The following is a 10982-nucleotide window of genomic DNA, read 5'->3' on the forward strand; positions in this document are numbered from 1 at the left end:
CGTCGTAGGCGACCGGCCGGTGCACGGCGTTGCTCCGGAGTCCGTTGACGACGGGAAACCAAGTTTCGTCGGTGCTCGTCACGCGCCGCAGGCTACGCGAACGACCGGCGGATTCCGATCGTCGCCACTCATCCGATCGGGTCGCGGACCTGGTCGAGGCGGCGGGCGACCTGAGCCGGATGGGTGAGCTGCGGGTAGTGCCCCGCTCCGGCGATCTCGGTCACCCGGTGGCCGACGACCGGCGGATCGGCCGAGCCCACGAGGATCTCCACCGGGACGCTGACCCGCTCCAGGAGCGACCGTGACGTCTCGCGTTCGGCGAAGGCCGTCCGCATCGCCGCGATCACACGGCGCGCCACCCCCGGACGGCGCAGGTCCGCCGCGGCGCTGGCCACCTCCGGCCCCTCGGGAACGCCGAGCACGGCGGCCAGGCGAGCGGCGGACATGCGGCGCAGTAGGGGTACGGCCAGGGCGGAGCGGGTGAGCCGCGAGCTCGGAGCCTGCAGGAACGCGGGGGCGATGAGAACAAGCGCGCCGAGGCGTCCGGGATGTTCGACCGCGAAGCGGAGCGCCGGCCCGCAGGCCAGCGAGTGCGCGACCAGCGTGGGGCGGGTTCGCACCGGGCGCATCAGGTCCGCCAGCCACGCGTCCGTCGGCTGGGCGGTGGGAGCCGAACGTCCCAGGCCGGGCAGGTCGGGGGCGAGGATCGGGCCGGGCAGGTGCGCGGCGAGGGGCGCCCACAGGTCGGCGTTCATCGGCAGCCCGTGCAGCAGGACGTGGGCGGGCCGGTGCGCGTCTCCCATCGTCCAGGTGCGGCCGCGGAAGCCGTACGGGCTCAGCCACGGCGACGCGGCGCCGAAGCGGGTGGCCACCAGGTCGTCGGCCCACGCGCGCAGGGCGCCGGGGGCCGGGGGCATCTCCAGGCCGGCCGCTTCGGCGAGCGCGCGGGCGGAGGCCGTCGGGTAGCGGTCGCTCGACAGGAACGACAGCGTCTCGGGGTCGGCGCCGGTGATCTTCCGGGGCAGGCGGCGCACGAGGCCGACGGGGATGGTACGGCGCGGCGCCCGAATACCCAGGTGGTCGGCGATCATGCCGACCAGCTCGGGCAGGCGCGGCGTCGTGTCGTCGAGCACCCAGTGGTCCCGTCCCGCAGGCGAGGTGGGGAGCTCCGCCAGGAACCGCGAGAGGTAGTCGATCGTGACGATCGGCAGGAAGACGTCGGGACCACCCGGGAGCGCGGGGAGCCGCCCGTTCCAGAGGTCCTCGACGAGAGAGGCCAGGCCGATGTACTGACCGGGACCGATCACCGTGCTGGGATTGGCGACGGTCAGCGGGACCTCCAGCTCGCGGGCCCTGGCGCGCACCGCGAGATCGGCCTCGGCCTTCGACGCCTCGTACGCGCCCAGCTTGGCGTAGTCCGGGTGAGCGTTACTCACCCGGTACCCGCTGATGTGCACGAGGCATCGCAATCCGGGCAGCGTGGCGGCCCATTCGAGCACGTTGAGCGCCCCGGTCACGTTGGTCGCCCGCGCCTCCTCCACGCCGAGGCCGAACGCGAAGCGGGCCGCGGTGTTGTAGACGTCGCGCACCTGCGGCAGTCCCGTGAGCGGTCGGGTGATGTCGGCGGTGACGACGGTCAGCCGGCCGGCGTCGACGCCCTGTGCGTCCAGCCAGGGGGTGAGGGTGTCGTTCCGTACGGCCGCCGCCACCTGTTGTCCCCTGCCGAGCAGCTCGGCGACGAGGGAGCGGCCGATGAAACCGGTCGCACCGAAGACGATCGCGTCCATGAACACCTTCTTAATAGATCGGTCTACATATTTTTTTGGCATAAAGAGAGCCCGCCTGAGTGCGGCGGGCCCGGGTCAGCGCAGCAGGGTGGCGAGTTGGCGGGTGACGCGATCCAGTGGCTCCCTGCTGCGGTGCGCCTTGGCCAGCAGGAGAGCCCCCTCGATCAAGGCCAAGATCGTGACCGCGAGGTCGTCGGCGTCCCGGCGCCCCTCGAGTTGCGCACGCAGAGCAGTCGTCCACGAGGTGTACACCTCCGAGCAGGCCTGCTGCAGCGTGTCGCTGGAGCCGGCCATCTCGAGCGCCACGGTGGCCACCGGACACCCCTTGTGCCAGCCTGATTCCTCCAGCCGATCGCCCAGGTGCAGCAGCACCCCTTCGGCGAACTCCGCCACGGACGTGCTGGACTCGGCCAGGCCCTCGAAGGCGGCGCCCGTCGCCTGGCCGGCCTGTCGTATCGACTCGGCGACAAGCTGATCCTTGCCATCCGGGAAGTGGAAGTAGAGCGAGCCGCGGGGTGCGCCGCTGACGGCGACCACCCGATTGAGCCCGGCGCCGAAGTATCCCCCGGTCTCGACCAACTCCTGCGTCGCGGTCAGTATCCGGGCCCGCGTCGCCGTTCCCTTCTGTCCCATGGCCACAAAAGTAGACCGTTCTGTATATTTTCTCAACCTGCTCCGCAGAGCGCAGGACTCCGGCCACATCCGCCCCGACGTCGACGGCGACGACGTCTTCACGCTCGTCACCGCGGTCAGCCTGGTCTCCGAACGGATGACCGCCATGGCCGACCGTCACGAGCACCTCCTCTCCGTGGTCCTGGACGGACTCGCCGCCCGCAAGACGGGACCTGATCGGATGGCCTCCTAGCGGTGCGGGGAATCGCAGAAGCACACCTGGTACATCGGCGTCATCTCCTCGAGGCGTTCCGCGTACCCGGGTCGGCCGAGATCCCGGTAGGCCCTGGCCCACAACGGCTTGAGGTCGGCGAAGTAGCAGGACGGGCTGTTCGCGAACGTATCCTTGAGCACCAGCAGCGCGGAGGCCGGGTGTCCGGCGTCGAGGATGCGCGCCGCGGTGGCCAGCACAGGTTCGAGCGGCGTCTCCTCGGTGAACCCCGGCTCCTGATCGGCGTAGGCGCCGGCCGGGGCGAGGACGCCGATGCCGTCTTCGCCGATCTCGTGCCGCCACCCCTCCGGGACGTCGAACTCGATGTCGAATCCGGTGTCCCGGACAACCGTCGTGCCGTTCCACGACGACCCGAGGTAGCGCCGATCGGGGTCCGGATGCACGTCGAGTACGGCGGCCAGCCGGTCGGCAAGCCCCCGGTCCTGGTCGCGCCACGCCGTCTCCGGGGTGTCGCGCCACCGCCGGAGGGCCCACGACAGCATGAACTCCAGGCCGATACGGGTGTCCGCGCCGATCAAGGTGACGCCGCATTCGTCACCGCCAGCCAGGGCGACCGGATGGTCCGGCCGCCCGAGTTCCGGCGCGGGCACCAGCCAACCGGCGTAGCCGCCGTCGCCCAATGAGCCGAAGGGCACGAACTCCGGCACGGCGAACATCGGTATCGCCGGTTCCCGTGCATGTTCGTCGAACTCGGGATACGCGTCGCAGCCGTCGGGCGGGCGGGGAATCGCGGCCAGGTCGAACATGAAGTCGTAGTGGGTTCCCAGCAGCGTGAAATCGTAGCTTTCGTTCTCCTGGTAGAAGGCGTAGGCATGCTGCCAGACGATGTCCACCAGTGTGCGGAGCGCGGGCGGGGTGGGAAACGGGAAGAGGTCGTCAACCCATGGCGGCGGCAGGTCGGTCACGGCACCGGAATGTAGTCTCCACCGCCGACATTTGCCTCGATACCGAAACAAAGGATTCCGTGTCTCCTGGCATTGAGAGCGGTAGGTGGCCTCTGCTCGCGACAATTGGTCTCGGGTCGAGAATCCCCGGTCGCGTGCTTCAGCCGGTCGCATACTGAGGGCGACCGGCCGGCCGGTAGACCTGTAGCGTTGCGCCCTTCGGGAACGCCCGCGATTCGACCAGGTCAAGCGCTATGTCCAGCCCGGTGTCGGGGAACAGCCGGGTGCCTTGGCCGACGACCACCGGGACGATGAGCAGATTCATCTCGTCGACGAGGTCGTTCTCAAGAAGCCATCGGGTCAGGGAGCCGCTGCCGTGCACCTGCAGCTCACCCGCCGGTCTGGTCTTCAATTCGCCGATGGTCGCCGCGAGGTCACCGGAGAAGACGGCCGCGAGGGTACTGGAGAAGACGATCGTGTCCGCCCACTGCGGTTCGGTGAGCGTGTTCGACGCGACGTACTTGGGCCGGGTGTTCAAGGCGGCCGCGATGGGGCTGCTGTCCGGGTCCATCACGCCCCAGTAACCGGCGAAGAGCTCGTAGGTCCGCCGACCGAACAGGAACGCGTCGGCGCGCTGGTAGACCTGTTCCACGAACGCCCTCGACTCGTCGTCGGAGTGTCCCAAGGCCCATCCACCGCGCTCGAATCCGACGTCGAGCGCATTCGGCCCGCTGTTCGCCTGCATCACTCCATCGACGGAGACCTGCGTGTAGGTCGTCAGTTTCATAGTCGAGGTTCCCTTCTCATCGAGGCGCCTGTCGTGGGCTCCCTCACTCTTCTGACAAACATCTCCGCCTCAATGCGGCACCGTCTTCCGGATTTCTTTCGTGAATTTTCCGGCGGGTCGCGACCGGAGATCGTGTACATACCGCCCGGTAAGCCTCGGAGCGGCCGCCGACCATCGCTTGGATCAACGTTGAACTCCAAGGTCGGATGCTTCGCAGTCGCCGGCCAAACTTGGTGGCCACACGCGTGTTGTCGGTGGCCGGTACGGAATGGTCGGACCCACGCGTGACCTCGGCACGGTGGCTACACTCTGGCCATGAGGGCTGCAGTCCGCAGGAGATACGGCGCGCCAGACGTGGTTCGCATCGCAGAGGCACCGAAGCCGTCTATCAAGAAGAACGAATTGCTGGTCAGAGTCCACGCGACCACGGTGAATCGTACGGACTGCGCGGCACGCGCGGCCGACCCCTTCTTCTGGAGATTCCTCACCGGATTTTTCCGGCCGCGGTTGACGATCCTCGGGAATGAGTTCGTGGGAGAGGTCGCGGAGACAGGCGACGACGTCACGTTGTTCCGAGTCGGAGACCGTGTGTTCGGATTGAGTGACGCCGCTTTCGGGGCCCACGCCGAGTACCTGTCGATTCCTCAGGACGGCATGCTCGCCCTCATGCCGGAGGGCCTCGACTACGATCAGGCCGCCCCCAGCACCGAGGGCGCGTACTACGCCCTCACCATGATCAAGGGGGCGGGGATCCGGGAGGGGCAGGACATCCTCGTCTACGGGGCGACCGGGGCCATCGGGTCGGCGGCGGTCCAGTTGGTGAAGAGCCTCGGCGCCGGTGTGACCGCGGTCTGCGCCACCGAGAGCCTGGAGCTGGTGCGGGGCCTGGGGGCCGACCGGGTCGTCGACTACACGACCGAGGACTTCACCGCCGACAAGCAGAGATACGACGTCGTCATGGACGCGGTCGGCAAGAGCACGTTCGGCCGATGCAAGAGGCTGCTGAAACCGAGTGGGATCTACATCGCGTCGGAACTGGGCCCTGGGTGGCAGAACCTGTTCTTGGCGCTTGTCACGCCGCTGCTTGGCGGCAGGAAGGTCAGGTTCCCGATTCCGAGGCCGGATCCGGGGATACCGCAGTACCTCAAGACACTGATTGAATCCGGTGAGTTCACCCCGGTCATCGACCGGCGGTATCCGTTGGACGACATCGTCGAGGCCTATCGATACGTCGAAACGGGCAAGAAGATCGGCAATGTCGTCATTCTCGTCGATCCTGCAGATCGGCCCGCCCAGAGCTAGACGGTCGCCAGACGGTGCCCGGCCTCCAGTAGGATCCCGGGCTTGCCACCAGGGGTTTCACCGCGCTTGCGGGCCCTTGCGGACAACCTGCCCATGATAAGCGCTGCGGAAGAATAGGTTGGATCGGGCGCGTTGTCATCGTTATCTGGCCCATATCATAGACTTCGGCAACCCTGTTCTCGCTGTCCCTATGAAGGATTTCCTGAAAATGGTCCCTCCTTGGCTGGAATCACGTATCGTGACGGGCTTGGCCGTTCTTATCCTCGCAATCGCAGTAACCATAGTCATAGGTCCCTGGGTTTTCTGGTCCGTAACCACGTTCACTCATAACCTTTCAGTCGAGAACCGGGCTGAGGATGAGCTGGGTAGGTACATCTCCAGAGTCGAGGTGCTTTCGCCGAAAGGGCCGGATGACGTTGACAGGATTCGAGATGCTTCCACCGGGCTCAATCTTGAAATCGTGGAAATCTCATGGCGCAGCGATGTTGTTCATATTCTTGTAGACGTCTCGGATAATGGATTTCTGTTCGACACGGGCACCGAACACGTTTGCTTTCAGGCTCGTGCTACTCCGAGGCCACAGCGGCTTATGCTTTTCGAAACTCACAGAGTGGATTGCCGTTGAGCCACCTGGGGCTCGTGGAACTCTGAGAGGCGCGGTGGGCTCGGTGAGCCGCTCGGAGTCACCGCATTCGGCGGCATAGCCGTGGCCTGTACCGCGATCGACATCCGTGACTTCACCCCGGCCTCGCTGACCTGGCTGGGGTTTGACTGTCCCCACGAGGTATCGGTCACGCCTTCCCCGCACTCACCGTAGTTCGGGGAGAGCTAAGTGGTGCCGGGTCGGCGGATGTGTTCTATGTCTGCGGCGGCGCGGAGGACGGCGGAGTGGTAGTGGGCGGCGGCGGACGTACCCAGCCAGGGGAGGTGGCCGAGGATCTCCAGAATGACCAGCCCGTGGATCCGGCCCCATAGTTCGAGGCCCAGTCCGAACGCGGCAGGCGGCAGGCCGGGGGAGACCAGTTCCGCTGCGGTGGCCAGCGCGCGAGTCGCCTGAGCGTCTTCGCGGGGCGTGCGGATCCCGGCGATCTCGGACGCGGTCCAGTCGCTGAATATCACGTCGGTGAATACCGCTCCGAGGCGGCGGGCGGCGCCGGTGGTCGGCCCTCCCTCGGGTGCCTCGTATCCGGGGACGGGTGTCCCGTAGATCAGCAGGAAGCGGGCCCGGTGCTCGACCGCCCACCGGCGGTAGGCCAGGGCGATCCGCACTATCCGTTCCGGTGCCGGCAGGGCCCGGGATTCCTGTCCGGCGGCCTGGATCGTGTCCGCCAGCGCGTTGTGCGCGTCCGCGACCAGAGCGGTGATCAGGTTGTCCCGGCTCGGGAAGTAGTGGTAGAGCGACTGGACGGTCATGCCCACCTCGCGGGCGATCCCGCGCAGTGTCATCTGGCCGGAGTCGGCGGCGAGCTGGCCGAGGGCCACGGACTTGATCTCTTCGATCGTCGCCGCCCGTTTCCTTTCGCGCAGCGAACCTTGCCGGAGCGGGACTTCGTGCACCGCTGGCCACCTTCCGTCCGGGACGTCGTCGACATCGTGAGCGGCCACGGCGGCCGTCCGCGCCGCCGTACAGCATCGAATTCTAACAGCATCTGGATTGACTAACATTGTTAGGGAGGTCTATCTTCGTTCGAGAAGTCGAACCATGTAAGGAGATAGCTTCATGAATGCCTCAGCCGGCACTCCCCACGCTCTCGCCTCCACTGCTGAGGACCCGCCAGGACAACGACAGGACCGCTCCCGGCGCCGGGTTCTCGCGGCCGGCCTGCTCCTGGCGGTGGAGGGCTTACTGATCGGCGTCCCGTTGGTCGTTCTCGGCCAGGCCGTCAACTGGCCGCAAGGACTCGGCGATCCGGCCGGCGTCACCCTGCCGCTGGTGGCCGAGAACGAGGGCGCGGTCCGGGTGGGATACCTGGCCTATCTGGCCTACTCGTTGCTGTTCCTCCCGGTGATCGCCGCGCTGGTGACCGTCTGCACCACCACCGGGGGACGGCTGAGCCCGATCGCCAGGGTCGCTGTGATCCTGGCCGCCGTCTCCGCACTCGCCCGCGCGATCGGGATCCTGCGCTGGCTCACCGCGATGCCGACGCTGGCCGCCGAATGGGCCGAGGCCGACCCCGCGATGCGGCAGATCCTGGCCGTTCAGTTCCAGACGTTGAACGACTACGGGGGCGGGATCGGCGAGCTGCTCGGGGTCGCCGCGTTCGGTGCCGCGGCCGTGGTCTGCACGACGATCGCCATCCGCGAGTTCGCCCCGGTCTGGCTGACGTGGCTCGGCGTGATCGCCGCCGCCGCAACCACACTCCCACTGGCCGAACTTGCCGGGGTGGATGCCGGGGCACTGACCAGCGTCGGGGTCACCGCCGTCCAGCTGTGGTTCCTCGCCGCAGCCGCTTTCCTGATCATGCGCGTCGGAAAGCGCTGATCTTCCCACGCAGCCGCGATGGCGCAAACCGGCTCGCGGACCGGTGGGCGAGTGGCGTGATCGATGAGACGCCATGCGTTTCAAGTGCAAGAATGGGTGGTATAGGTGGTTTCCCGGTGGTGGCCTTAGGATCCGCCACCACCTCCGAACGGTGGCTACACTCTGGTCATGAAGGCCGCTGTGCGCAGAAGATACGGCTCGCCGGACGTGGTCAGCGTCGAAGAGGCGGAGAAACCACCGGTCAAGGAGAACGAATTACTCATCAAGGTCCACGCGACCACGGTGAACCGCACGGACTGCGGCCTGCGCGTAGCCCACCCCTTCTTCTTGAGACTCATCACCGGGCTTTTCCGGCCGAAGGTGACCATTATCGGGACCGAGTTCGCCGGAGAAGTCACGGCGACAGGCGGTGGCGTTACCTCCTTCAAGGTCGGCGACCGGGTGTTCGGCTTCAACGAAGCCACTTTTGGAACCCACGCCCAATACCTATCGGTTCCGCAAGGCGGCATGCTCGCCCTCATTCCGGCGGGCGTGGGCTACGAGCAGGCCGCCCCCAGCACCGAGGGCGCGTACTACGCCCTCACGATGATCAAAACCACCGGTATCCGGAAGGGGCAAAACGTCCTCGTCAACGGCGCGACCGGGGCCATCGGCTCAGCTGCGGTCCAGCTCGTGAAGGCCCTCGGCGCCGGTGTGACCGCGGTCTGCGCCACCGAGAACCTGGAGCTGGTCAGGGGCCTGGGGGCCGACCGGGTCATCGACTACACGGCCGAGGACTTCACCAAGGACAAGCAGGAGTACGACGTCGTCATCGACGCGGTCGGCAAAAGTACGTTCGGCCGGTGCAGGCGGCTGCTGAAACCACACGGAATCTACACCTCGTCGGAGCTGGGCACCTGGGGGCAGAACCTGTTCCTGACCCTTGTCACTCCACTGTTCCGTGGTAGGAAGGTGAGATTTCCCATCTCGGAGCGGGATCCGGGGATTGCCCGACACGTCAAGGAATTGATCGAGTCCGGAGCATTCACCCCCGTCATCGACCGGCGATACCCCCTGGACGATATCGTCGAGGCGTACCGGTACGTCGAAACCGGCCGGAAAATCGGCAACGTCGTCATCGTCGTCGACCACTCAAACGAGGTCGACGAATAGCCGCACCCGACCTGCGACTTCCTCGTCGATGACCAGAAAACCCAATTATGGCCGCCCGTCCGATACCCTCGACCTGATCGGCCTCGGGAGGACGGGCTGATATCAGAATGCGTTCGGATTTAAACTCGTGCTGTGAGTATCAGGGATGCCGACGCAGTCACTTTCTCCGACCTGTCGAGGAATCCCCGAGCCGTCGCCGAGCGTGCGGCCCGGCTCGGGCGAGTCAGGGCGACCCATCGCGATGCCCCGGACTTCTATCTGACCGCCGCCGACCGCGAAGAGGAGCGCGACCGGACGCTGGTCACGGCGTCCAGGCTGTTCCTCGCGTTGATCAAACACGACCCCGCCGCGCATGCCCTGCCCCTGGCCATGCCCGAGGTCTTCCCGTGGGTGCGCCACCTCTCCAGGGCCGAACTGCGTGCCTTCACCGTGGAGCTGGTATAGGCACTCTCCGACGCGGCGGAACTGGACGTCGATCTGACCACCCGGGAGGATATCGCCGGGTGGCGGGCAACCGCCCGGATCAAGGCCGATCCCGCACATTATGCAGAGGCCCGCAAGCCTACGAGCGGTGACTTCGGGTCGGTAGAGGTTTCGCTGTGAGCCCGAAGCGAGGGGACAGGGTCACGGTGCCACCGCACCCGAAGGACACCGAGTAGCCGACCGATCAAACGCCGGACGGGGCTTCCGCGGTATCAACGCCGGATTCGCGGGGGCTATGCGGCGCCGTGTCGGCGGATGCGCTGCCTGTCCGTAGCGGCGGATTACGGCGGAGTGGTGGTGGGCGGCACCACGATCCCCGTCCGCGAGTTCGCTCAGCCCGGGCTGACCTGTTTGGGGGTGATCGTCGCCGCAACCCGTTCCCGCTGGCTGAACTCACCGGGGTGGATGTCGGGCCACTGATCAGCGTCGGGGTCGACGCCGTTCAGCTGTGGCTCCTCACCGCAGCCACTGTCTGCTCACCTGTGCAGGACAGCGCTGATCTTCTCCCCCCCAGCAGTCGGCGGCACCGGTCAGTTCGGCTCGCAGCGCTCCGCACCTCTCACTGTGGAACCTGTCTTCTCACTGTCCGCTGCCTTCGACCGCTTCTCTTTAGAGGCACTGATGTATCGGCGGGGTTCGTTTCCGGCACAGCAGCTACTGGGCATATGGCTCGTCAGCCCAAGCACTGTTTTTGCGATGGGCTATGTCCGCTTTCGGTAATCATCTGGTCGAATGGCCCTCAAACCAACTGTAGAGTCGTTGGGCCCGGTCACGCTGCGGTTAGGTGATGTTCAGGGTCGGCAGTGTCCAGTATCTGATTTGTGGCGGACTCATTGGGTTACATGGGGATTGTCGACCCGAACAGTGAAGCCATGGTTACGGAATGCTCCCGAGGTTGGCGTGGAATACCCCAATCGGCCCCGAGTAGGCTCTAGCAGGCTCGTAGCTCGGCATGGCGACGATTCCACGTATCCAGATCGCTATCGCCAACAAGGCGCTTTCGCCGGGCGGAGCGCTGTATCCAAGGCCCTGCACGTCTCGGCAGAGTTTTCGGTCGGCAATCTATTGGTATGGCCAATTTCCTCATTACCGACATCGAACAAGCGCTACCCCGATGCTTCGTCAGCCAGCTCGTCATGATGAAGCCCCTTGGACACCTTGATCGTTTGCCAAGTAGTCCGCTGAGATCGGGGCAATAGGT

General features: G+C 66.2%; 12 protein-coding genes. 7 read left to right on the plus strand and 5 right to left on the minus strand.

Annotated features, from left to right (window positions below):
* Nucleotides 1–128 precede the first annotated feature (128 nt).
* Nucleotides 129–1787, minus strand: coding sequence for an alpha/beta fold hydrolase (locus RUR_RS23725; protein ID WP_283137371.1), 1659 nt, complete (start codon nt 1785–1787; stop codon nt 129–131).
* 75 nt (nt 1788–1862) lie between these two features.
* Nucleotides 1863–2420 carry a TetR/AcrR family transcriptional regulator gene (locus tag RUR_RS23730; protein WP_283137372.1) on the minus strand — a complete coding sequence of 186 codons (558 nt, stop codon included), beginning with the start codon at nt 2418–2420 and terminating at the stop codon, nt 1863–1865.
* Between RUR_RS23730 and RUR_RS23735 the strand changes: the two genes are divergently transcribed.
* On the plus strand, nt 2419–2652 hold the full coding sequence (locus RUR_RS23735; protein ID WP_283137373.1) for an SbtR family transcriptional regulator: 234 nt from the start codon (nt 2419–2421) through the stop codon (nt 2650–2652). The genes RUR_RS23730 and RUR_RS23735 overlap by 2 nt on opposite strands.
* Here RUR_RS23735 and RUR_RS23740 read toward each other — a convergent pair.
* Together RUR_RS23740 and RUR_RS23745 are read right to left on the minus strand one after the other, a co-directional pair.
* A complete protein-coding gene (locus RUR_RS23740) occupies nt 2649–3596 on the minus strand; it encodes a hypothetical protein (RefSeq protein WP_283137374.1) in 948 nt (315 codons plus the stop codon). The genes RUR_RS23735 and RUR_RS23740 overlap by 4 nt on opposite strands.
* Before the next feature lie 139 nt (nt 3597–3735).
* On the minus strand, nt 3736–4362 hold the full coding sequence (locus RUR_RS23745) for a dihydrofolate reductase family protein (protein WP_283137375.1): 627 nt from the start codon (nt 4360–4362) through the stop codon (nt 3736–3738).
* A gap of 315 nt (nt 4363–4677) precedes the next feature.
* Here RUR_RS23745 and RUR_RS23750 point away from each other — a divergent pair, with 315 nt between their 5' ends.
* Complete coding sequence (locus RUR_RS23750) at nt 4678–5664, plus strand: NAD(P)-dependent alcohol dehydrogenase (protein WP_283137376.1); 987 nt, start codon at nt 4678–4680, stop codon at nt 5662–5664.
* Nucleotides 5665–5854: 190 nt separating this feature from the next.
* Nucleotides 5855–6289 (plus strand): hypothetical protein, encoded by a 435-nt coding sequence (locus tag RUR_RS23755; RefSeq protein ID WP_283137377.1) that lies wholly within the window; start codon nt 5855–5857, stop codon nt 6287–6289.
* 203 nt (nt 6290–6492) lie between these two features.
* Here RUR_RS23755 and RUR_RS23760 read toward each other — a convergent pair whose 3' ends face one another.
* Complete coding sequence (locus RUR_RS23760; RefSeq protein WP_283137378.1) at nt 6493–7221, minus strand: TetR/AcrR family transcriptional regulator; 729 nt, start codon at nt 7219–7221, stop codon at nt 6493–6495.
* A 163-nt stretch (nt 7222–7384) separates the two neighbouring features.
* Here RUR_RS23760 and RUR_RS23765 point away from each other — a divergent pair, with 163 nt between their 5' ends.
* From RUR_RS23765 to RUR_RS23780, 4 genes are all read left to right on the plus strand, one after another.
* A complete protein-coding gene (locus RUR_RS23765; protein ID WP_283137379.1) occupies nt 7385–8146 on the plus strand; it encodes a DUF4386 domain-containing protein in 762 nt (253 codons plus the stop codon).
* A 168-nt stretch (nt 8147–8314) separates the two neighbouring features.
* The gene (locus RUR_RS23770) at nt 8315–9298 is read left to right on the plus strand and encodes an NAD(P)-dependent alcohol dehydrogenase (protein ID WP_283137380.1); all 984 of its coding nucleotides are present in this window, start codon (nt 8315–8317) and stop codon (nt 9296–9298) included.
* Nucleotides 9299–9430: 132 nt separating this feature from the next.
* On the plus strand, nt 9431–9742 hold the full coding sequence (locus RUR_RS23775; RefSeq protein ID WP_283137381.1) for a hypothetical protein: 312 nt from the start codon (nt 9431–9433) through the stop codon (nt 9740–9742).
* Nucleotides 9743–10078: 336 nt separating this feature from the next.
* Entirely contained in the window at nt 10079–10201 is a 123-nt protein-coding gene (locus RUR_RS23780) for a hypothetical protein (protein WP_283137382.1), read from the plus strand.
* Nucleotides 10202–10982 lie beyond the last annotated feature (781 nt).

The organism is Rhizohabitans arisaemae (assembly GCF_025996515.1).
Classification (GTDB): domain Bacteria; phylum Actinomycetota; class Actinomycetes; order Streptosporangiales; family Streptosporangiaceae; genus Rhizohabitans; species Rhizohabitans arisaemae.